The 20,571-nt window shown below is 63.1% G+C and carries 20 protein-coding genes and 1 pseudogene; 11 read left to right on the top strand and 10 right to left on the bottom strand.

The window, feature by feature from the left end:
• Positions 1–18: 18 nt before the first annotated feature.
• The gene (locus ACXJY8_RS03340) at positions 19–168 is read right to left on the bottom strand and encodes a GNAT family N-acetyltransferase (RefSeq protein ID WP_463776082.1); all 150 of its coding nucleotides are present in this window, start codon (positions 166–168) and stop codon (positions 19–21) included.
• 48 nt (positions 169–216) lie between these two features.
• On the opposite strand from ACXJY8_RS03340, the pseudogene ACXJY8_RS03335 reads away from it, so the two are divergent.
• The 4 genes and pseudogenes from ACXJY8_RS03335 to ACXJY8_RS03320 all read left to right on the top strand — a co-directional run.
• Positions 217–459: pseudogene (locus ACXJY8_RS03335) on the top strand (response regulator); the annotation flags it as partial.
• Between the two features lie 631 nt (positions 460–1,090).
• Positions 1,091–1,909 (top strand): HamA C-terminal domain-containing protein, encoded by an 819-nt coding sequence (locus tag ACXJY8_RS03330; RefSeq protein WP_463776081.1) that lies wholly within the window; start codon positions 1,091–1,093, stop codon positions 1,907–1,909.
• A gap of 128 nt (positions 1,910–2,037) precedes the next feature.
• Positions 2,038–4,656: a DEAD/DEAH box helicase gene (locus ACXJY8_RS03325; protein WP_463776080.1), complete on the top strand. Its 2,619-nt coding sequence runs from the start codon at positions 2,038–2,040 to the stop codon at positions 4,654–4,656.
• The gene (locus ACXJY8_RS03320; protein WP_463776079.1) at positions 4,625–4,966 is read left to right on the top strand and encodes a DCL family protein; all 342 of its coding nucleotides are present in this window, start codon (positions 4,625–4,627) and stop codon (positions 4,964–4,966) included. Before ACXJY8_RS03325 ends, ACXJY8_RS03320 begins: the two co-directional genes overlap by 32 nt.
• A 273-nt stretch (positions 4,967–5,239) precedes the next feature.
• On the opposite strand, the gene ACXJY8_RS03315 is transcribed toward ACXJY8_RS03320, so the two are convergent.
• Positions 5,240–5,461 (bottom strand): DUF2093 domain-containing protein, encoded by a 222-nt coding sequence (locus ACXJY8_RS03315; RefSeq protein WP_463776078.1) that lies wholly within the window; start codon positions 5,459–5,461, stop codon positions 5,240–5,242.
• A 162-nt stretch (positions 5,462–5,623) separates the two neighbouring features.
• Here ACXJY8_RS03315 and ACXJY8_RS03310 point away from each other — a divergent pair, with 162 nt between their 5' ends.
• The 4 genes from ACXJY8_RS03310 to deoA are packed head-to-tail and all read left to right on the top strand — an operon-like array spanning position 5,624 to position 8,925.
• Positions 5,624–6,049, top strand: coding sequence for a cytidine deaminase (locus ACXJY8_RS03310; RefSeq protein ID WP_463780326.1), 426 nt, complete (start codon positions 5,624–5,626; stop codon positions 6,047–6,049).
• Positions 6,042–6,875 carry a purine-nucleoside phosphorylase gene (locus ACXJY8_RS03305; RefSeq protein ID WP_463776077.1) on the top strand — a complete coding sequence of 278 codons (834 nt, stop codon included), beginning with the start codon at positions 6,042–6,044 and terminating at the stop codon, positions 6,873–6,875. Before ACXJY8_RS03310 ends, ACXJY8_RS03305 begins: the two co-directional genes overlap by 8 nt.
• Positions 6,872–7,615, top strand: coding sequence for a deoxyribose-phosphate aldolase (gene deoC, locus ACXJY8_RS03300; RefSeq protein ID WP_463776076.1), 744 nt, complete (start codon positions 6,872–6,874; stop codon positions 7,613–7,615). The genes ACXJY8_RS03305 and deoC overlap by 4 nt, the downstream gene beginning before the upstream one ends.
• A complete protein-coding gene (gene deoA / locus ACXJY8_RS03295; protein WP_463776075.1) occupies positions 7,612–8,925 on the top strand; it encodes a thymidine phosphorylase in 1,314 nt (437 codons plus the stop codon). The genes deoC and deoA overlap by 4 nt, the downstream gene beginning before the upstream one ends.
• Before the next feature lie 48 nt (positions 8,926–8,973).
• Here deoA and ACXJY8_RS03290 read toward each other — a convergent pair whose 3' ends face one another.
• The 4 genes from ACXJY8_RS03290 to dnaK form a co-directional block, all read right to left on the bottom strand.
• Positions 8,974–9,312, bottom strand: coding sequence for a hypothetical protein (locus ACXJY8_RS03290; protein ID WP_463776074.1), 339 nt, complete (start codon positions 9,310–9,312; stop codon positions 8,974–8,976).
• Between the two features lie 121 nt (positions 9,313–9,433).
• Positions 9,434–10,069 carry a class I SAM-dependent methyltransferase gene (locus ACXJY8_RS03285; RefSeq protein WP_463776073.1) on the bottom strand — a complete coding sequence of 212 codons (636 nt, stop codon included), beginning with the start codon at positions 10,067–10,069 and terminating at the stop codon, positions 9,434–9,436.
• Between the two features lie 178 nt (positions 10,070–10,247).
• A complete protein-coding gene (gene dnaJ, locus ACXJY8_RS03280) occupies positions 10,248–11,411 on the bottom strand; it encodes a molecular chaperone DnaJ (protein WP_463776072.1) in 1,164 nt (387 codons plus the stop codon).
• Between the two features lie 154 nt (positions 11,412–11,565).
• Entirely contained in the window at positions 11,566–13,479 is a 1,914-nt protein-coding gene (gene dnaK, locus ACXJY8_RS03275) for a molecular chaperone DnaK (RefSeq protein ID WP_463776071.1), read from the bottom strand.
• Between the two features lie 428 nt (positions 13,480–13,907).
• On the opposite strand from dnaK, the gene ACXJY8_RS03270 reads away from it, so the two are divergent.
• Complete coding sequence (locus ACXJY8_RS03270) at positions 13,908–14,879, top strand: hypothetical protein (protein ID WP_463780323.1); 972 nt, start codon at positions 13,908–13,910, stop codon at positions 14,877–14,879.
• 10 nt (positions 14,880–14,889) lie between these two features.
• On the opposite strand, the gene ACXJY8_RS03265 is transcribed toward ACXJY8_RS03270, so the two are convergent.
• Positions 14,890–15,498, bottom strand: coding sequence for a YqgE/AlgH family protein (locus ACXJY8_RS03265; protein WP_463776070.1), 609 nt, complete (start codon positions 15,496–15,498; stop codon positions 14,890–14,892).
• A gap of 218 nt (positions 15,499–15,716) precedes the next feature.
• Here ACXJY8_RS03265 and ACXJY8_RS03260 point away from each other — a divergent pair, with 218 nt between their 5' ends.
• Entirely contained in the window at positions 15,717–16,199 is a 483-nt protein-coding gene (locus tag ACXJY8_RS03260) for a peroxiredoxin (protein ID WP_463776069.1), read from the top strand.
• Positions 16,200–16,298: 99 nt separating this feature from the next.
• Here ACXJY8_RS03260 and thrB read toward each other — a convergent pair whose 3' ends face one another.
• From thrB to ACXJY8_RS03245, 3 genes are all read right to left on the bottom strand, one after another.
• A complete protein-coding gene (gene thrB, locus ACXJY8_RS03255; RefSeq protein WP_463776068.1) occupies positions 16,299–17,279 on the bottom strand; it encodes a homoserine kinase in 981 nt (326 codons plus the stop codon).
• A 90-nt stretch (positions 17,280–17,369) separates the two neighbouring features.
• Positions 17,370–18,371, bottom strand: coding sequence for a 4-hydroxy-3-methylbut-2-enyl diphosphate reductase (ispH, locus tag ACXJY8_RS03250; RefSeq protein WP_463776067.1), 1,002 nt, complete (start codon positions 18,369–18,371; stop codon positions 17,370–17,372).
• 136 nt (positions 18,372–18,507) lie between these two features.
• Complete coding sequence (locus ACXJY8_RS03245; RefSeq protein WP_463776066.1) at positions 18,508–19,932, bottom strand: aminotransferase-like domain-containing protein; 1,425 nt, start codon at positions 19,930–19,932, stop codon at positions 18,508–18,510.
• 119 nt (positions 19,933–20,051) lie between these two features.
• Between ACXJY8_RS03245 and ACXJY8_RS03240 the strand changes: the two genes are divergently transcribed.
• The gene (locus tag ACXJY8_RS03240; RefSeq protein ID WP_463776065.1) at positions 20,052–20,378 is read left to right on the top strand and encodes a YjiS-like domain-containing protein; all 327 of its coding nucleotides are present in this window, start codon (positions 20,052–20,054) and stop codon (positions 20,376–20,378) included.
• The last annotated feature ends 193 nt before the right edge of the window (positions 20,379–20,571 follow it).

Genomic DNA, 20,571 nt, shown 5'->3' with positions numbered 1-20,571 from the left:
AACTCCGACAGCACGTCGTCACGGCACCCGGAACATCACCGAGGCATCGACATCGCCGTGCGCGGGATGGTGGAACGCGAAGGGCAACCGCCCGACGATCTCGAACCCAAGCTTCTGCCAGAGGCGCACCGCCCGCGCGTTCGTGCTCACCACGACGTTGAACGGCATGCCCCGGGATCTGCGAGACCGGGCGTGCGCGCGGGCATGCTCGCCCATACGCCCTGCGATGCCGTGTTCTCGGACGTGGTGATGCCGGGCATGGGCGGCATCGCCCTCGCCCCGACGGTGCGCCGCCGCTTTCCCGGCCTGCCGGTCCTCCTCGCCTCGGGCTACAGCCACGTCCTGGCCCAGGACGGCGCCGAGGGCTTCGAGCTGATCCACAAGCCCTATTCCGCCGAACAGCTCGGACGCATCCTGCGCCAACTCACGGCCCGCCGGCCGGACAGCCCCGCCCGCTGAGAGCGGGGACGGCGGGTCGCCGGGTGGTCGGTGTCGGCGCTGCGGGTGCTGCGACGGGAGGGTGTGGGCGGGCGGCCCCGGTCTGCCCACTACGGATGCCCAGGCCTGGCCCTCCTCCGACATATACCGCCTTGATGCTGATTACGTCTCCGCCGGTAATGTCCATGTGCGCTTGGTCCCAAATTTCGCCGCCGGTGCCGTACTCTGCTCGAGGCCCTCGTGTTCGTCGCTCAAGCGCTAGTTCAGGGGCAGTTGCGATAGCTTCTTGTCGAGCAGCGAACTGACCGGAGCGCTTCAGGGTCGCTCCGGAAGGGCCTGACGAGCAATGCGGACTTATATCGCAAGGCAGGTCGCTAGCCGCCATTTCTTCGACTCATGCATTTCTTCGACCCCTTGAGTCGTTGGTAAGCGGCCAAATCACCGAAACCTTCTGGGAGCATTCTCAAATGTCGTGAAAGCGGCTGTGGACTATCTCTTAAGTTGCGAAAATCCAGGTGTCGCCGCGCAATTGTGGGCCTAAGCTTCCGTCTGTCGCTGACGTCTAAATTCGATGGAGGTTGCCTCGCGAACTGTTCGGCAGCTTCCAATCAGAAGTGCAATGCAAAGCGGGCCGGTCTCAATGAAAGGAGCGATGACATCCACGATAAAACAAGAGGACTTGGAAGATGCTTTGACGGGCAATCCTGACGCCTTAGATGTTCATTTAACGAATATTGAGCGTGATATCTGTGTATCTGGATATTCACTAAAAATTCACTGCCATTGCTTGGCGGTTGATGGAAACAATCGTATACAACTTCGCCGCTTAGCAGAATTTATGCGAAACGCTGCAGCAGATTATGCGATGCCGAGGTCCAAAGTTGCGGAAGCTAAAGCACGCGACGCCAAATTTAACAGTACTGAGGCAATCGCTGAATTAGTCAAACGGGCAAAACGCTCTTTTACTGATCTCGCTAAGACAGGCGAGGGCGGAGAAATGCTTTTATTCATGTTGGCCGAGCGTTTTCTACGTCTTCCACAAATCTTATGTAAGATGGATTTAAAAACCGATGACCGTTTGCACTACCATGGTGCAGATGGCGTGTATGCAGGCGTCACAGAAGAGGGTCTCCTGAAACTCTACTGGGGTGAGTCTAAAATCTACGAGGACGCGGGAGATGCAATCCGTGCCTGTTTAGCCTCATTAACACCATACTTAAAAGAAACAGAGCATGAAGGCGCTGAACGCGAAAGAGATCTTCTACTATTAAGTGACAAAGCGGATTTGAGCGATCCGACTTTGACATCCGCTTTACGACGGTACTTCGACCGGTCGTCACCTCAATCAAGACGCGTGCGCTACTGCGGGTTAGCGCTAGTAGGCTTCGAGGTTGCTTTCTATCCACAGAACAATGCCGAGGCTATAGCCGAAGAAATCGCAAAATCCGCACGAGAAGCTATTGTCGATTGACGTGATAAAATCAGTAAAAATCTGACAGCAAACAAATTAGAAAAATTAGAAATTCAGTTCTTCTGTATACCTCTGCCATCCGCACAGGGTTTCAGGGATGCGTTTCTTGAAGCGATGGGATTGAAGAGATGACTCTCAAAGATCTCCAGACATGGCTTGTCGCCGAAGGAGTGCACGATGACTTGAACAAAATTATACGACTAACGGTCCGGTCTGAACTCGACAATCTTACGCCGGAGGCCGAACCCGCGTTAGCAGACAGTATAGATTGGCAGCGCCTAGTGCTCGCGGGAAGCATCCTTGCTCGATCGGAAACAAGGGAAGATCAAGAATTTGCTTTTCGGATTGCGGTTGCCACGATCGTTTTCGGTGGCGACATTCTTATTAAAGACGCAGGGGCGATCCTGCTCGGAAAATTGTCTAACTTTCGAGCTGTTTCACTGGCGATCGATCGGGGACTCGTGGCAGATGATCTCGACGAAAGGTTGGGGATCGCGCTCCGCCTAGAAGCCCAGAGGCGCGAAATGGACCGCTCAGTCCTTATCGAGACCACTGGTGCATGGATAGAGGTCAACGACTTTCAGCAGCGTTTTTGGACGAATGCTTCGCGGACCCAATGGCTGTCGGCCTCGGCACCGACGGCTTCGGGGAAAACATATCTGGTCTTACAATGGCTTCAAGATCAAATCAGTTCTTCTAATGCAACAGTTGCCGGTTATCTCGCTCCAACTCGAGCATTAGTCTCGGAAATAGAGACAACATTTAGTAAAATTATTGACAGAAATAAAAATATTGAAGTATCTTCTTTGCCTTTACGCGGCAAATATGACTCTGCCCGCATCGGCGGTCGTCGACTATTATTGGTACTTACTCAAGAAAGAATACATCTTCTCGCGAACGTGTTGGGTGATTCCTTTCTGATTGACCTTCTTATTGTGGATGAGGCACATAAGATCGGCGACAATGGCAGGGGAATGATTTTGCAAGACGCTATTGAGAGAGCGTCACGCATAAATCCTAACCTTAAGATAGTATTCCTTAGCCCCGCAACTCAAAATCCAGAAAAGCTTCTGGCTGATGCTCCGTCCGGAGTAAAGACTGTTGCAGTGAATAGCGACGCCCCCATCGTTTTACAAAATCTTCTGCTCGCTCGGCAAGTTCCTGGAAAACCAAAGCGATGGTCATTAGAAATTAGACAAGCCGAAAAAAACATTCCGATTGGAACTTTGGAGCTTCCAAGTACTCCCGCGAGCTTCATCAAACGCTTGGCTTTTATTGCCGCTGCCGCAGGCGAACGTGGCGGCACACTCATTTATGCAAATGGTGCCGCCGATTCGGAGGACATTGCTGCTCTTATTTGTCAACTCCGGCCAAAATCCGATCCGAAATCTGTCGATCCTGAACTTGCGGCTTTGGCTGAACTTGCTCGCAAAGGAGTACACCCAAAGTTTCGCTTAGCTTCTATAGTCGAGCAAGGTGTAGCCTTTCATTTCGGCAATATGCCGTCGCTACTCCGTCTTGAGATCGAACGACTCTTCCGATCGGGGAAGATTAAATTTCTAGTCTGCACATCAACTCTGGTCGAGGGCGTCAACTTGTCGTGCCGGACGATCGTCGTACGTGGTCCGCGTAAGGGTAAGGGAAACCCGATGGAGCCACACGACTTTTGGAATTTGGCGGGCCGAGCCGGTCGATGGGGTGACGAGTTTCAGGGAAACATAATTTGTATTGATCCACACGATAGATCTGCGTGGCCCAACGGAGTTCCGGTTCGCTCAAAATATCCAATTAAGCGAGAAAGCGACGCGGTGCTTGAGCTTGGCGATGGGCTAATCGATTATTTGGCCAAACGTGGTAATCAATCACTCGCTGACTTAAAAGGTGGTGAGGAGTTTGAGCAGGTCGGCGCTTATTTGCTAACGTCCCATATGCGACTAGGATCAATTTCTCAAGCGAATCTTGCAAAACGTCACGACCCCGTCTTCATAGCTAAGCTCGATCATTTGCTTCGCACGCTTGCAGAAAAACTAGATATTACAGTCGACTTAGCTGCCCGGCATCCGGGCGTCAGCCCGGTTGGAATGCAGCACCTACTACAGGCGTTTCGGGCCTATGAGCGCGAGCCAGAGAATTTGATTCCGGCAGATGTTGCCAGTGACGATAGCTATGATCGCTTCGTAACTATAATGCACCGAATAAATTCAAATATTTATCCCGTATTCGAGCCTGAGACACGAATAAATCTATATGCCTTGATTGTCTTCCGGTGGCTCAAAGGACAATCTCTTGCCGAAATAATTCGTAGGAATATCGAGTGGCACGAGCAGGTAAAGCGATCTTTTGAGTTGCCGACGCTGATTCGGGAAACGATGGCGTTGATTGAGCAAATTGCGCGTTTCAAGGCACCGAAGTACCTATCCGCCTATATGGACGTTTTGCATCTGCATTTTAAAAATATTGGCCGAGAGGATTTGATTGAGTATGGACTGGATATAGGGACTCAGCTAGAGTTTGGCGTATCCTCTCGGACACTTATATCGCTGATGGAGCTCGGTTTATCTCGTATGAGTGCCGTCGCGTTATACGAAAAAATTTCCTATGACGATCTTAGTCAAGAAGAATGTGTTGATTGGATTAACGAGCGTATAGATCAGTTTGATGATATGGGTATTCCTAAAGTAATCATACGCGAACTGCGGAAGGTGTTGCTTTTAATTGAGGCTGCCGGACAGGCAGGCGGTAATTGATGATATCGAAGAGAGATTAAAAATGGGCGCAAAAATTCCCGTAACGCTAGGTCCTGAGCATTTTGAAAAAAAGGGAGATGCAATTGCATTTCTAAATGCAATGCTTAACCGCTATGACGTTGGGGACCGTGTTAGTGCATCCGATGCTGTTATTCTTGAGGCCGCTTTAGCCCGGCATCCAGAAGCGAAAGATAGGATTGGCAGCGGTATAAAAGATTTCAGTGTACGTAGTGCAGAATTTGGAACTAAGTGTTTTTGGGTTAATAGAACAGATGGAAGTACAGTAAAATTTTTACATAAGGCGATTTAGAACTGGCACGGCGATTAGTAAGTATGACTGAAATATCACTCATTGCTCTCCGGGCGATGTCCCGCTCTACTTAGTATATCGTTTAAACATTTTATTTTAAATCAAAAGTGCAATATATCTTTCACAAATTTCATTGTTGATGGCGATTTGTCTAGATCCGTTTCTTTCTATTTATGCCATCTAAACTGATGATATTTTCGCTGGTCATAACACAATGCGAACAAGCATGATTGCCGGGCACATGTCCGAAAACCGTTATAGGCATCGGGAACCCTAACCCGGTCGTCCGGTCTCGGCGAGGCGCTTCATCACCGCTTCGGGGCTGGCATAGGCTTCCTGCAGGGTCGCGCTCCAGTAGCGCAGGGCGTCGAGGGTGATCGCCTCGCCGGTGACGGCGCAGCGCACGAAGCTGCCGGGCTTGATCACCCGCATGGTGCCGTCGCCGTACTCCACCACCGCCTCGCCGGAGGCGCCGCGCTCGAACCGTCCCAACATCTGTCCGCCTTCCGGTTTCGGTGTCCCTTCGCCCCGTCTTAGGAGGCCGGCGGCGCGCTGTCGATGCGCGGGCCCCCGGCGGGGGCGCCGGTGCGGCCGGGCCCTCGACAGGTCCGCCACTTGGTGCCTAAGTCGCGGGATGCCGTGCCGTGTCCCGCCCCGATGACCCCGGACCTGTCCCGCCTGTTCGAGGCCGCCCTGGCGGCGCAGGGGCGCGCCTACGCCCCCTATTCGCGCTTCCCCGTCGGGGCGGCGCTCCGCGACGAATCGGGGGTCGTCCATGCCGGCTGCAACGTCGAGAACGCCGCCTATCCGGTGGGCACCTGCGCCGAGGCCGGCGCCATCGCCGCCATGGTGGCGGCCGGCGGGCGCCGGATCGCCGCGATGCTGGTGCTCGGCCCGGGGCCCGGCCTCGTGACCCCCTGCGGCGCCTGCCGCCAGCGCATCCGCGAATTCGCCGGACCGGAGGTCGCGGTCCACGTCGCCGATGCCGCCGCGATCCGCGGGGTCTTCACCGTCGCGGCCCTGCTGCCCGATTCCTTCGGACCGGACAATTTGGTCCCCGACCCGCCGGTGCCCCATGCGTGAACCGGAGCCGGGGGTCCAGGCCGCCGCCGGCCAGCTGCGCGCGCAGGGGTTCGGCGGACCCTTCGCCTGCGCCCTCGTCACCGGGACCGGACTGGGCGGAATCCTGCGCGACCTCGACGCGACCCTCTCGGTATCCTACGCGCAGATTCCGGGGTTTCCGGCCCCGCGCGTGAGCGGTCACGGCGGCCGCCTCCACGCCGGAACCCTGGCGGGGCGCCGGGTCCTGGTCTTCGAGGGCCGCGCCCACGCCTACGAGACCGGGAACGCCGCGGCGATGCGGGTGCCGCTCGGCGTCGCGCAAGTCCTTGGGGCGGAAGCGCTTCTCCTCACCAACGCCGCCGGCTCCCTGCGGCCCTCGGTCGGTCCCGGCAGCCTCGTGGCGCTCACCGACCACCTCAACCTCTCCGGCCTCAACCCCCTGATCGGCGAGGCGAGCGAGGCCCGCTTCGTGCCCATGGTCGGGGCCTACGACGCCGGCCTGCGCGCCCATCTCCTTGAGGCATCACGCGAATCCGGGATCCCCCTGCACCAGGGCATCTACGCCTGGTTCTCCGGGCCGAGCTTCGAGACCCCCGCCGAGATCCGCATGGCCGGCCATCTCGGCGCCGACCTCGTCGGCATGTCGACGGTCCCCGAGGTCATCCTCGCCCGCTTCTACGGCCTGCCCGTCGCCGCCCTGTCGGTGGTGACCAATCTCGGCGCCGGCATCGGCGACGGCGATCCCCATCACGACGAGACCAAGGCCGCCGCGGCCCGGGCCGGCGACGATCTCGCCCGCCTCGTCGCCGCCTTCGTCGCCCGCCTGCCCGCGAGTGCCCCCCGATGACCGACGACGCCTCCCTCGCCCGGCGGGCCCTGCCCCTGCTCGACCTCACCGACCTCGGCGATGCCTGCTCGGAGGGCGCCATCGACCAGCTCTGCCGCGACGCCCGGGCGAGCGCGGTCGCCGCGGTCTGCGTCTGGCCGCACTACGTGAGCCGCGCCGTCCGCCTTCTCGCCGGCTCGCCCGTCCGCGTCGCCACCGTCATCAATTTCCCCGCCGGGGGCGACGATATCGAGCGCGCGGTGGAGGATACGACCGAGGCGCTCGCCGACGGCGCCCACGAGATCGACCTCGTCCTGCCCTACCGCAGCTTCCTCGCCGGCGAGACCGGCACGGCGCGGGCCATGGTCGCCGCCGTCCGCGAGGTCTGCGACGGCGGCCGTCTTCTGAAGGTCATCCTGGAGACCGGCACGCTGGCGACCCCGGAGGCGATCACCGCCGCGAGCCGCCTCGCCCTCGAGGCCGGGGCGGATTTCCTCAAGACCTCCACGGGCAAGAGCCCGGTCTCCGCCACCCCGGAGGCCGCCGAGGCGATGCTCCGCGCCATACGGGAGCACGGCGCGGGGCATCCCGTCGGTCTGAAGGTCTCGGGCGGCCTGCGCAGCGTCGCCGATGCCGGAACCTACCTCGCCCTCGCGGACCGGATCATGGGCCCGGACTGGGTCTCGCCCCGGACCTTCCGCCTGGGAGCCAGCAGCCTGCACGCGGCCCTGGTCGCGGCGTCCGGCCCGGTCGCCCCATGAGGCTCCCGCAGGAACTCATCCGCACCAAGCGCGACGGTGGCGAAATCCCTCCGGACGCGATCGCAACGTTCGTCACCGGCCTCACCGATGGCCGGGTCACCGAGGGCCAAGCCGCCGCTTTCGCCATGGCGGTGTATTTCCGAGGCTTGTCCCGGTCGGAGCGCGTGGCACTGACGCGGGCGATGACCGAATCCGGCACCGTCCTGCACTGGGATCTGCCCGGACCCGTCCTCGACAAGCACTCGTCGGGCGGTGTGGGCGATGCGGTCAGCCTCGCCCTCGCACCCATGGTCGCGGCGTGTGGCGGCTACGTTCCGATGATCTCGGGGCGCGGTCTCGGGCATACCGGCGGAACCCTCGACAAGCTTGCGAGTATCCCAGGCTACGACGCGATGCCGGGTCTCGACCGGTTCCGGCGCGTCACCGCCGAGGTGGGCTGCGCCATCATCGGGCAGACCGCCGACCTGGCTCCGGCCGATCGGCGCCTCTACGCCATCCGCGACGTGACGGGGACCGTCGAGTCCCTCGACCTCATCACCGCCTCCATCCTGTCGAAGAAGCTCGCTGCCGGCCTCGACGGCCTCGTGATGGACGTGAAGACCGGCTCGGGCGCCTTCATGGCCGAACATGCGGAGGCTCGAGGTCTCGCGCACAGCATCGTCGAGGTGGCGGGCGGCGCGGGATTGCGCACGGTGGCGCTGATCACCGACATGGACTCGCCCCTCGCCTCGGCCGCCGGCAATGCCCTGGAGGTCGCCTACACCCTCGACTACCTGACCGGGCGTACCCGCGAGCCGGCTTTCCATGCGGTGACGCTGGCGCTCGCCGCCGAAATGTTGGTCGTCGGCGGCCTCAGTCCCGACGTCGCCGACGCCTCCGTCCGATTGGAGGCGGCACTGGAGTCGGGACGCGCGACCGAGATCTTCGCCCGCATGGTCGCCGGGCTCGGAGGGCCTGTCGATCTCGTGGAGCGGACGAGCCATTACCTGCCGGCGGCGCCGGTCGTCCGCACCGTTCCGTCCGAGGCGGACGGCTTTGTCGCTTCCGTTGCGACGCGGGACCTCGGGATCGCAGTGATCGGCCTCGGTGGCGGGCGGACCCGCCCCCAGGACGATATCGATCCGTGTGTCGGTCTTACCGGATTGCCACGCGTGGGCGCCAACCTCACGCGAGGGCAGCCGCTGGCGACGATCCATGCCCATGACACGGCTGCGGCCGACCGGGCCGAAGCCGCTGTGCGATCGGCCTACCGCATCGCCCCGACGCCGCCCGAGCCGAGACCCGCGATCCTCGAGCGGATCGCGGGATAGGCCGGCTCCGATTTCACGACGGGGCGACGAAGGCCGGGGACGAGCCAATCAGTAATCGTAGCGGCCGTGACCGCGGTGATGATGATGGTGGTGATGCCGCTCCCAGCCGCGGTGATGATCCCAGCCATGGCGGCGGTGCCCCCAGCCGTGATGGCGGCCATGGTGGCCATAGCCGCGGTCGTGATGGTGATGCCGGTGATGGCCCCAGTCGCCGTGACCTCCCCAGTACTGCGCGGTCGTGATCGTGCTCTGCGGATCACCATGAAGGGGTGCGGCCAAGGGGGCGGCTCCAGCGGTCGTCGCGGCCGCAGCAACGCCGCCGGCGATAGCCATCGCACCGAGCAGGGCTCGCAGTGCTCGCGCAGGGCTCGTGCGTGAAGTGGTCATCGATCAGATCTCCTGTCCCGGATGCCGTGGCGGGTCATGCCCGTTGCATCAGGGATAGGAGAGGGGCACTGAACGCGATCTGAGATCGCCCTTCAGGTCGCGTTCGGAAAGCGTCCCGACTTCAGGGCCGTCGGTAGACCCAGACCCGCGCCGGCGGCAGATTGAGCCAGACCCGGTTTGAACGACTGGCCGTGTAGGTGCCGGCATCACAGCGGGCCGGTATCGGCGGAACCACCGCATAGGTGAACTGTACGAACGGCGCGCTCGGATGCATCATCTCGTGAGCAGCGTTCAGCAGGTCGAGGCGTTGTTCCAGGGGCTTCGTGAACAGCGGCAGGCTCGAGACCATGGCGGCCGCCTTCTCGGTCAGGCGTGTGCCGAAGGTCTCACGGATATTATAGGCGTCACCCCGCAAGATAGTGGCGCGCGGAAAGCGCTTCTGCAGCAGCTTGCAGAAGTCGGGATTGTACTCGACCAGGATCAGCCGCTCCTGCTCTACCCCGCGTCGGATCAAGGCCTCGGTGACGGGGCCGGTGCCCGGGCCGAGTTCGATCACGGGGCCGCTCACGCGCGGATCGACGTAGGATGCCATCGTGCGAGCAAGCATCTTGCCCGAGGGCGTCACCGCTCCGGTGACGAGCGGTCGTTCGAACCACGAACGCAGGAATCGCGCCTCGTCCTCCAGCGGGTCCCGCCGGGTACGATCGGCACCGGAAGCGAGGTCGGCTTTTGCGCTGGAGCGGCGTAGCGGCGGCAAGACCCTATGTCCTCAGATCACGGGTTGGGAGGGAAAGGCTAGACGACGAAGCTCTCCGGCAGTCAAGCTTGCACCCTGCGAACTCCGCTTGGCGCGCACAATGATCTTCAAGGCGGTGCCAGCCCGCCACATGCGATAACCGTGGCCGACGGATTTTGATCCGGAGGGTATTGCAAGTCTAGGTCCTGGCGGCTCCGCCGAGCCCATCGAAGAAGTCCTTGACCTTCGAGAAGAAGCCCGCACTCTCCGGATGGTTCTCGTCGGAAGCCGACTGGTCGAACTCCTGAAGCAGTTCGCGCTGGCGCTTGGACAGGTTCTGCGGGGTCTCGACAAAAACCTGGATGTAGAGGTCGCCGACATCCCGTGAACGAAGCACCGGCATGCCCTTGCCTTTGATGCGGAACTGCTTCGCCGTCTGGGTCCCGGCGGGGATGCGGACCTGGGTCTGCGAGCCGTCGATGACCGGGACGGTGATCTCGCCGGAAAGCGCCGCGGTCACCATGGAGATCGGCACGCGGCAGAACAGATCGGCCCCATCGCGCTGGAAGAACTCGTGCGGCTTAATGGAGAGGAAGACGTAAAGGTCGCCCGCCGGGCCACCGCGCAGCCCCGTCTCGCCCTCACCTGCAAGGCGGATGCGCAGGCCATCGTCGACACCGGCCGGCACGTTGATCGAAAGGGTGCGCTCGCGCGTCACCCGGCCTGCGCCGCTGCAGGCGCTACAAGGATCGTCGATCACCTCACCGCGACCGTGACAGTTCGGGCAGGTGCGTTCGATGGCGAAGAAGCCTTGTGCCGCGCGCACACGGCCATAGCCGCCGCAGGTCTGGCAAGGACGCGGCTTCGAGCCGGTCTTGGCGCCGGACCCCGAGCAGACCTCGCAGGTGACCGATGTGGCCATCTTGATGGTCTCGGCCTTTCCGCTGAAGGCCTCCTCCAGCGAGATCTCGAGATTGTAGCGCAGATCGGCGCCGCGCTCGCGCGTCGGGCCCCCGCGTGCACCGCCGCGCCCGGCACCAGCGGCGCCGGCCCGGCCGTCTCCGAAGAAGTTGTCGAAGATATCCGACATGAAGTCGCCGAACTCGTTACCGAATCCGGGACCCCCGCTGCCACCTTGCTGAAAGGCGGCATGACCGAAGCGGTCATAGGCGGCACGCTTCTGTCCGTCGGAGAGGCACTGATAGGCCTCGTTGATTTCCTTGAACTTGAGCTCCGCCTCCGCATTTCCCGGATTACGGTCGGGATGATAGGTCATGGCGAGCTTGCGGAAGGCGACTTTCATCTCGCCGTCGGACGCGGTCTTGGAGACGCCCAGGATCTCGTAATAGTCCCGCTTCGACATTCCCGTCCTCAAAGTCCCCCGGCGCGTCGATCCAACGAGATCGCGCCGTCCTCGTCATACGCGGAGGTCTTGAAACCCACTCCGCGCCAGTCGTAGCGCCAGCCGGACATGGCACGGGGCCGGATCGCTCCGGCCCCGTCCTCAGATGCAGGCGTTATGCCCGCTTCTTCTGGTCCTTGTCATCGACTTCCTGGAAGTCGGCGTCGATGACATCGTCCTTCTTCGCTTCGCCGGCGCCGGCCTCGGCCCCTGCCTCACCGGCCTGATTGGCCGCGTACATCGCTTCGCCGAGTTTCATCGAGGCCTGCATCACGTCGGTGGTGCGCGCCTTGATGACCTCCACATCGTCCCCCTCGAGGGCGGTGCGAAGAGCGGTGATGGCGGTCTCGATGGCACCCTTGTCATCGGCCGAGACCTTGTCGCCATACTCCTTCACCGACTTCTCGGTGGCGTGGATCAGGCTCTCACCCTGGTTCTTCACCTCGACGAGTTCACGGCGCTTCTTGTCCGCCTCGGCATTCGCCTCGGCGTCCTTGACCATCCGCTCAATGTCGGCATCCGATAGGCCGCCGGAGGCCTGAATTCGGATCTGATGCTCTTTGTTCGTCGCCTTGTCCTTGGCCGTGACGTTTACGATGCCGTTCGCGTCGATGTCGAAGGTCACCTCGATCTGCGGCATGCCGCGCGGGGCCGGCGGAATGCCCATCAGGTCGAATTGGCCGAGCAGCTTGTTGTCGGCCGCCATCTCGCGCTCACCCTGGAAGACCCGGATGGTGACCGCGTTCTGATTGTCCTCTGCCGTCGAGAAGGTCTGGGACTTCTTCGTCGGGATCGTGGTGTTGCGGTCGATCAGGCGCGTGAATACGCCACCGAGCGTCTCGATGCCGAGCGACAGCGGGGTGACGTCGAGGAGCAGCACGTCCTTCACGTCGCCCTGGAGCACGCCGGCCTGGACCGCGGCGCCGATCGCCACGACCTCATCCGGGTTGACGCCCTTGTGGGGCTCCTTGCCGAAGAAGGACTTCACGACTTCCTGGATCTTCGGCATGCGGATCATGCCGCCGACCAGCACCACCTCGTCGATCTCGGAAGCCGAGACGCCGGCATCCTTGAGCGCCTTGCGGCAGGGCTCGATCGTGCGTTGGACGAGATCGTCGACGAGCGACTCGAACTTGGCGCGGCTGAGCTTCAGCGCGAGGTGCTTCGGGCCCGTGGCATCGGCCGTGATGTAGGGTAGGTTGATCTCGGTCTGCGTCGCCGAGGACAGCTCGATCTTGGCCTTCTCCGCGGCCTCCTTCAGGCGCTGCAGAGCAAGCTTGTCCTTCGTCAGGTCAATACCCTGCTCGCGCTTGAACTCGCTCGTCAGGTACTCGACCACGCGGTTGTCGAAGTCCTCACCGCCGAGGAAGGTGTCGCCATTGGTGGACTTCACCTCGAACACGCCATCGCCGATCTCGAGGATCGAGACGTCGAAGGTTCCGCCGCCAAGGTCGTAGACCGCGATGGTGCCGGCCTTCTTCTTATCGAGGCCGTAGGCGAGTGCTGCAGCAGTCGGCTCGTTGATGATACGCAGCACCTCGAGACCGGCGATCTTGCCGGCGTCCTTGGTTGCCTGACGCTGGGCGTCGTTGAAGTAGGCGGGCACCGTGATGACGGCCTGCGTCACCGGCTGGCCGAGATGCGCCTCCGCGGTCTCCTTCATCTTTTGCAGGGTGAATGCGGAGATCTGCGAGGGAGAGTACTTCTTGCCGTCCGCCTCGACCCAGGCGTCGCCGTTGTCGCCGCGAACGATCTTGTAGGGCACGAGGCCCTTGTCCTTCTGCGTCATCGGGTCGTCATAGGTGCGACCGACGAGACGCTTGATCGCGAAGAACGTGCGCTCGGGATTCGTCACCGCCTGGCGCTTGGCCGGCTGGCCGACGAGGCGCTCGCCCTCGTCGGTGAATGCGACGATGGACGGCGTGGTACGCGCGCCCTCCGAATTCTCGACGACCTTGGGCTGCGTGCCTTCCATGACGGCCACGCAGGAATTGGTGGTGCCGAGGTCGATACCGATTACCTTACCCATGGTGGGATCCCTCTGTTGTCGTTTGGTCAAGCAGACCGCCGAGCCCCGAAGCAGCTCGGCCCATGGCTGTGCAAAACTGATTGTGTGAGAACGGGTTTGGGCACCGGTTCGCACCCCGGAACGGTGCAGAGCCGGGTCTTAATCCCGCGTCTCGGCCGATATAAGAAGGGTGTCGCGACGCCGCAAGGCGAAGCACTCCGACGAGATGCATCGGAACCTCTCGGACCGCGTTATCCCCTTCATCGTCCTCGCGTTCGGGCGGTCGTCGGGCCCCTGGAGGCTGCGGCAGCCTTGAGTGGCCACCGAGACTTGATGGACGATAACCTCTGTCGCCGCTGTGGCGAGCTGGTTCGCGCATGGTAAGTGGTGTGTGAACGTGCTTGGCTGCGCATCTCGCCGCCTTCACGGAAATAGGCCTGAAAGTTTCGATGCGTCTGACCCGCGTACTCCTTCTCCTGCCGGTACTGGCATCGATCCCCCATCCGGCCTGTGCGCAGTCGTTCTTCGAAGAACTGTTCGGAATCGGGCGTGCGGCCAAGCCTCCCGTACCGCCGCGCGGCGTCCCGACGGCGCCGTCCGCACCGGTACCGGGCGCGCCGGGTGAGGCCGCCCCGCCATCGACCGTCGAGGCACCCAGAGCACCCCCTGTGCCGCGCCAACCCGTCGTCCTGAAAGCGCCGTCCGAGGACAATGTGATGGGGCAGGAATTGCAGCTGAACGGACTCAACGGCAGTCTGAAGCTGGAGCGTGCGGGCGCCGGCACCACCGCCCGTGTCGTACTGCCGGGCAACAAGATTTCCCAGCCGGTCGAAACCTGCAAGGTCCCGCTGAACGGCGGATCGCCGGTGGCCCTTTCGTCCGAGGGGCGCCCCGAGGGCGTCGGACGGTTCGAGGTCTCCGGGGGCGAATGTCCCCTGCGCTTCGACGTGTTGGACGGGGCCGTACTGGTCCAATCGCTCTCTGGCCCGGTCTGCACCTTCGCGGCAGCGGATTGCGCAACGACACCGACCGGCCTCTGGGGGCCGGCCGCTGCGACCCTCATCCCCAGGGCCGGAGAGTTCGAGGGCGCACGTGGTGGTGCCGACCGCGCGGTGCGCGAGAACTACAAGCTGATGAGCCAGCGCCTGCGTGGTCCTGAACTGCGCCCCGTCGTGACAGAGCAGGCGGCGTTCTCATCGGACCGTGAGCAGATGTGCCGAACCTATGCCCGCGAAGGTGCTCACGGATTCTGCAACCTGCGCTTCACCGAGGCGCGGGCCCTGGCCCTGGCCACTCGCCTCGGTGTGAATACCAGCACTGCGGCGCCGAGCGCTTCGGCGGCTCCGCCGCGCCCGCGTCGCAAGCCGCCGGTCGAGGGCATGAACCCGGATACGGGTGGCCCACCCTTCGCCGATCAGTAGCGGCGAATGCTCAGCCGTGGCCGGCGCTGACGGAGAGCATCGCCAGGTCGATGCCGTTGTTGCGCAGCGTGCGCTCGTATTTGGCATCGAGGGCCGTGTGGAAGATCATGTCCGGGTCGGCCGGACAGACCAGCCAGCCATTGGCCAGGATCTCGTTCTCGAGCTGCCCCGCTTGCCAGCCGGCGTAGCCCAGGGCCAGGACGGCGCTGGCTGGACCGTCGCCGGCCGCGATCGCCCGCAGAATGTCCACCGTCGCCGTGAGGCAGATCCCGTCATCAATCATCAGCGTGGACTGGTCGATGTGGAAATCGTCGGTGTGGAGCACGAAGCCGCGCTTGGCATCCACCGGTCCCCCCATCAGCACCGGCATGTGACCGACCCGTTCGCGCAGCCGGATCGCGTCGGTCTCGCTGGCGATATCGAGCTGGATCAACAGGTCCGGCATGTTCAGGTCGGAAACGGCCTTGTTGAGGATGATCCCCATCGCACCGTCGGCGGAGTGCGCGCAGAGGTAGATCACCGACCGGGCGAAGCGCGAATCCGTCAGGCCGGGCATCGCCACGAGGAACTGACCGTCGAGATAGGCGGGGTCGCCCGAGCGGGCCTGAGAAGTCTGCATCGCCGCATGCTACGCGGGCCGGCGACATTGTCCAGGGTACGGCGTGTCGTTCGAGGGATATCCAACTTGTGCGCGGAGGTTGGAAACTCGACAGGCAAACCCCTCCGAGCTAGACGGTTTTCCGCGGTCCGGGCTGGTTTGACGGCCGGGCGTGATCACGTGGCAGCGCCCAGGGGTCCGACGGTTCGGATGCCCCGGCGATCTTCAGGAGACGATGGATGACCATCCAGGTTGGCGACCACCTCCCCCAGGTCACGTTCCGTGTGAGCGGGGCGGACGGCCCGGAAGCCAAGACTACCGATGACCTCTTCAAGGGACGCCGCGTCGTTCTCGTTGGAGTTCCCGGCGCCTTCACCCCGAGCTGCCACCGCAATCACCTGCCCGGCTTCGTCGAGAAGCAGGCCGAGATCAAGGCGCATGGCGTCGATGCCATCGCGGTGACGTCGGTGAACGACGTGTTCGTGCTCGATGCCTGGCAGAAGGCGAGCGGCGCCGAGGGTATCGAGTTCCTTGCCGACGGCAATGCCGAGTTCGCAAAGGCTGTCGGCCTGGATATGGACGGAGCCGGCTTCGGCCTGGGCACCCGGTCGAAGCGCTATGCCATGCTCGTCGAGGACGGGGTCGTACGCGTTCTCAACGTGGAGGACTCGCCGGCCAAGACAGAGCTCTCCGGCGCGGAGGCGCTCCTCAAGGTCCTCTGACGGATGCCGCCGGCGGATGCGGCGCATCCGTCGGCTATCGGCAAGAGAGGACCCGGGACGCCCATCGTGTTTCGGGGCGAATGCCGGTGAAATCCGTGCTTAGGGAGAGCGTTCCGACGGAGCCCAGCCATAATCCCGCGCATCAGTCGCGGTGCGATGGAAGGTCAGCCGACGATCGTATTCGAGCGGGTCCTTCGGCTGGACCAGAGCGCCGGCCGGCACGTTGAGCCAGTCCACGAGGCGGGTCAGCATGAAGCGCAGGGCCGCACCCCGGCACAGGATCGGCAGCGCCGCGATCTCCGCCGGGATGAGCGGGCGCACCGCCTCGTAGCCAGCAATCAGAGCCGCGCCCATGTCGCGGTGGAAGGTGCCATCGGCCTCGAAGCACCAGGCGTTGATGCAGATCGCCAGATCGTAGGCGAAGGCGTCGGTGCAGGCGAAGTAGAAGTCGATCAGGCCCGACAACTCGTCGCCAATGAAGAACACGTTGTCGGTGAAGAGGTCGGCGTGGATCACGCCGGACGGCAGGCCCGATGGCCAGGAACGCTGCAAGACGGCGAGGTCGCCCAGAACGCGGCTGGAGAGGCCTGGTGAGACAGTGTCAGCCTGGGGCTCGGCGAGCCGGAAAAGCGGCTCCCAAGCCTCGACCGACAGATTATTGGCTCGTTGCATGCCGAAATCGGCGCCGGCGGCATGCAGTCCGGCGAGGGCACGGCCAAGGGCGCGACAGTGATCCAGGCCAGGCCGCTTCACCGAAACGCCGTCGAGGAAGGTGACGATCACCGCGGGCCGGCCACAGAGTTCCCCGAGCGCCACCCCCGCGCGGTCCCGGATCGGCTGCGGGCAGGCCAACCCCCGCGCAGCGAGATGTTCCATCAGGTTGAGGAAGAACGGGAGGTCGTCGGCCCTGACCCGCTTCTCGTAGAGGGTGAGAATGAAGGAACCGCCGGTGGTGTGCAGATAGAAGTTTGTGTTCTCCACGCCCTCGGCGATGCCCTTGTAGGAGAGCAGCGTGCCGATCTCGTAAGCGGAGAGAAAGGCGGTCAGCGCCGCGTCAGAGACCTCGGTGTAGACAGCCACGTCGCGTTCGCTTGAGTTCTCTGGGACGAAATGGAGAGGGGCGCCGAACGGCGCCCCTGCTGACGGCTGATATTCAGAGGTGGTGGAGGCCTATTCGGCGGCTTCGCTGCGGAGTTCCCGCGGCAGCGGGAAGGACATGTCCTCGACCACTGTCGAGACCGTATCCACCGTCACGGTGTAGCGGGCGGCGAAGGCGTCGATGATTTCCTCCACCAACACTTCCGGAGCGGATGCACCGGCCGTGAGGCCGAGCTTCCGGATACCCTCGAAGGCGGGCCAGTCGATCTCCTCGGCGCGGAGCACAAGGCGTGTGATCGGGCATCCGACGCGCTCGGCGACCTCGCGCAAGCGCTGCGAGTTCGAGGAGTTCGAGGAGCCGACCACGATGACCGCATCGACCAGCGGTGCCACCTGCTTCACCGCTTCCTGGCGGTTGGTGGTGGCATAGCAGATGTCGTCCTTGTGCGGACCGGTGATGGTCGGGAACTTCTTCTTCAGTGCCTCGACGATGTGGTGGGTGTCGTCCACCGACAGGGTCGTCTGCGTCACCCAGGCGAGGTTGTCCCGATTCTCAGGCTCGAGGGCGGCGATCTGCTCCAGATCTTCCACCAAAGTAATGGACCCCTTGGGCAACTGGCCCATAGTCCCGACAACTTCGGGATGACCGGAATGGCCGACGAGCAGCACGTGGCGGCCGCGCTTGTGATGGATCTCTGCCTCGCGGTGGACCTTCGTCACCAGTGGGCAGGTGGCGTCGATGGTGGTGAGGCCGCGGGAATCCGCGTTGTGCGGCACCGTCTTGGCAACACCGTGTGCCGAGAAGATCACCGGCGCGGAGCCGTCCGGAACTTCGTCGAGTTCGCGCACGAACACGGCGCCCTTCCGCTTCAGGCTCTCGACCACGTACTTATTGTGGACGATCTCGTGGCGGACGTAGACCGGGGGTCCGTAGATGGCGAGCGCCCGTTCCACTACGTCGATCGCCCGCACGACGCCGGCACAGAATCCGCGCGGTGCGCAGAGCAGAATTTCCAGGGGCGGCTTGGCCGCATCACCGGGGGCGGGGGATATCGTCAGATTCGCGTCGCTCATGATAGCCGGGATGTGGCGAGGCGGGGACGCCCCTGTCAACCTGTCATAGCGGAAAACTCCTGCCCGGGCACCTGTGGTCCCGCAAAACCGGGCTCACGTGGCATGCACACCCCGAAACGTGCGCAGACGAACGGTTTCAGGCCGCTTGAACGGGCCGCGCCGCTGCACAATCCTCCAGGACAGCCTGAAGCATGGGGATCATGCGCGGATCGGTGCATTGGGCGACGTTGAAGCGCAGGAAGCTGTTGCCGAGCGACGACTGACTGAAGGCGCCGCCCGGGGCGAGCACGAGCCCGCGTGCCAGGGCACGCCTCGCGACATCCGCCGAATCGAGGCTATCGGGCAAACGCATCCATAGTAAGAACCCGCCCGACGGTTCCAGCCATGCCGTCAGTCCACATCCCTCAAGCCGGCGCAGGGCCGGCGCCATGGCGCGTCCCAACTTCTCCCGGACGTCCGCGAGGTGCCGGCGGTAGGTCCCGTCGGTCAGGAGGCCGTGCATCAGGCTCGCCGACAGGTGGCTGTTGCCCAGGCTCATGGCGAGCTTGAGATCGACAAGCGGCTCCACCCAATCCTCACGCAACGCGATGAACCCGCAGCGGATCGCCGCCGAGAGCGTCTTCGAGAAGCTTCCGATCTGGATCACGCGCTCCAGCCCGTCGAACCCTGCGAGCCGCGGGGACGGATCACCCTCGAAATCCCCGAAGATGTCATCCTCGATGATGAGGGTGTCATGCGCCTCGGCGAGCTTCAGGATGCGGTGTGCGATCGTCGGCGCCAGTGTCGAGCCTGTCGGGTTCTGGAGCGCGGAATTGATGACGTAGAACCGGGGCCGATGCTCGGCGAGTTGCGTGGCAAGGGCGGTGAGGTCGGGTCCGGTCGGTGTCATCGGCACCCCGACGATCCGTGCCCGCTGCGCTCGAAGCAAGCCATGATAATTGAAGTAGCAGGGGTCATCCACCAGCACCGTGTCGCCCGGTTCGATGAGGAACCGGACGAGGAGGTCGAGGGCCTGCGTCGCGGAATCGACCAGTACGATCTGGTCGGCGCCGGCCTCGACACCCTTCTCCGCCAGGCGTCGGGCGATCTGCGCACGCAATGGCGGAAAGCCGAGAGGTTGGTCATGTGAGACGAGGTTCGCCTCCGAGCCGCGGGCGAGCTGGCGCAGGCCGCGCCGGATCGCCTCGTCCGGCATCCAGGACGGCGGCAGCCAGCCCGAGCCGGGCATCACGAGATCCGGGCCGGCCTGCATGGATTGCCGGGTGATCCAGAGGGGATCCACCGCCCGGTCGAGCTGCGGACCCACCGTCTTCAGGCAGAGCGGTCGCGTCTTGCCTGCCACGTAGAAGCCGGAGCCGCGCCGCGCAACGATGGCGCCTTCGGCCCCAAGCCGATCGTAGGCTTCCACCACGGTAGATTTCGACACGCCCATGGCTTCCGCGAAGGCCCGGACGGACGGCAGGCGCGCGCCCGGCATGAGCTGGCGGCTGGCGATGCGCTTCGTGATCGCCGCCGCCACGGTCTCGACCAGGGTGGGTGCGCACGACAAGGAGGGCTTCATCTGTACTGCTCTTCGTACCGGACAATTCAATTCAACCGTACTGGATTGTCTCTGTCGCGAACAGCTCTCGTCACCCATTCTTCCGGCATCGACACGCGCTTCGAGGAAGGATGCGCATCATGGACTGGAGCACCACTCCCACCGCCACACCCGCCGCCGGCAACGCCCGGGGCGCCATTGCGTCGGCGAAGGCGCGGCTGTCGGGGGTGCTCGCGGCCGCTGCCGCCGCCGTGTCGCGTGCCGCGATCAACCGCCGGGTCGTTCGCCGATTGTCGGTGATGTCGGACCGCGAGCTCCGGGATATCGGCCTCGTTCGCCAGGACGTGCTCGACTCCGAGATCCTGCTCCTGGACGGCGATGCGTCGAACTTCCTGATAGATCGCCGGAACGAGCGCCGGGCGGCCCGGCGCGTCCCGCGCGGGCGATGGCCGTCGCGGCGCGAGTGAGGCAGATCCCCGAAGGTTTGATCGGGTGCCGATGCGCACGACGGAGGGGCTCCCCGAGGCATTTGCGGGAGCTTCTCCCTCAGCCTGGACGTGACGGCCGGACTCCTGCTGGTTAAGACGGAGGCCTCTGGCACTCTATGGATCGCTCCACACGGGGTCGGCCATCGCCGTCTTGGATATTGATCCAACCTCG

It is taken from the genome of Methylobacterium sp. TK31, from assembly GCF_055361545.1.
The sequence above is the reverse complement of the archived record's forward strand: the minus strand, read 5'-3'. Positions and strand labels throughout refer to the sequence as shown.

What these genes read in the sequence shown, in the direction of transcription:
- ispH (WP_463776067.1), bottom strand. Translation starts at nt 18,371, where the DNA reads ATGAGCGACGCGAATCTGACGATATCCCCCGCCCCCGGTGATGCGGCC.
- deoC (WP_463776076.1), top strand. Translation starts at nt 6,872, where the DNA reads ATGACCGACGACGCCTCCCTCGCCCGGCGGGCCCTGCCCCTGCTCGAC.
- dnaK (WP_463776071.1), bottom strand. Translation starts at nt 13,479, where the DNA reads ATGGGTAAGGTAATCGGTATCGACCTCGGCACCACCAATTCCTGCGTG.
- ACXJY8_RS03270 (WP_463780323.1), top strand. Translation starts at nt 13,908, where the DNA reads ATGCGTCTGACCCGCGTACTCCTTCTCCTGCCGGTACTGGCATCGATC.
- ACXJY8_RS03245 (WP_463776066.1), bottom strand. Translation starts at nt 19,932, where the DNA reads ATGAAGCCCTCCTTGTCGTGCGCACCCACCCTGGTCGAGACCGTGGCG.
- ACXJY8_RS03325 (WP_463776080.1), top strand. Translation starts at nt 2,038, where the DNA reads ATGACTCTCAAAGATCTCCAGACATGGCTTGTCGCCGAAGGAGTGCAC.
- ACXJY8_RS03305 (WP_463776077.1), top strand. Translation starts at nt 6,042, where the DNA reads ATGCGTGAACCGGAGCCGGGGGTCCAGGCCGCCGCCGGCCAGCTGCGC.
- ACXJY8_RS03310 (WP_463780326.1), top strand. Translation starts at nt 5,624, where the DNA reads ATGACCCCGGACCTGTCCCGCCTGTTCGAGGCCGCCCTGGCGGCGCAG.
- ACXJY8_RS03315 (WP_463776078.1), bottom strand. Translation starts at nt 5,461, where the DNA reads ATGTTGGGACGGTTCGAGCGCGGCGCCTCCGGCGAGGCGGTGGTGGAG.
- dnaJ (WP_463776072.1), bottom strand. Translation starts at nt 11,411, where the DNA reads ATGTCGAAGCGGGACTATTACGAGATCCTGGGCGTCTCCAAGACCGCG.
- ACXJY8_RS03260 (WP_463776069.1), top strand. Translation starts at nt 15,717, where the DNA reads ATGACCATCCAGGTTGGCGACCACCTCCCCCAGGTCACGTTCCGTGTG.
- ACXJY8_RS03290 (WP_463776074.1), bottom strand. Translation starts at nt 9,312, where the DNA reads ATGACCACTTCACGCACGAGCCCTGCGCGAGCACTGCGAGCCCTGCTC.
- ACXJY8_RS03265 (WP_463776070.1), bottom strand. Translation starts at nt 15,498, where the DNA reads ATGCAGACTTCTCAGGCCCGCTCGGGCGACCCCGCCTATCTCGACGGT.
- deoA (WP_463776075.1), top strand. Translation starts at nt 7,612, where the DNA reads ATGAGGCTCCCGCAGGAACTCATCCGCACCAAGCGCGACGGTGGCGAA.
- ACXJY8_RS03340 (WP_463776082.1), bottom strand. Translation starts at nt 168, where the DNA reads ATGCCGTTCAACGTCGTGGTGAGCACGAACGCGCGGGCGGTGCGCCTC.
- ACXJY8_RS03240 (WP_463776065.1), top strand. Translation starts at nt 20,052, where the DNA reads ATGGACTGGAGCACCACTCCCACCGCCACACCCGCCGCCGGCAACGCC.
- ACXJY8_RS03330 (WP_463776081.1), top strand. Translation starts at nt 1,091, where the DNA reads ATGACATCCACGATAAAACAAGAGGACTTGGAAGATGCTTTGACGGGC.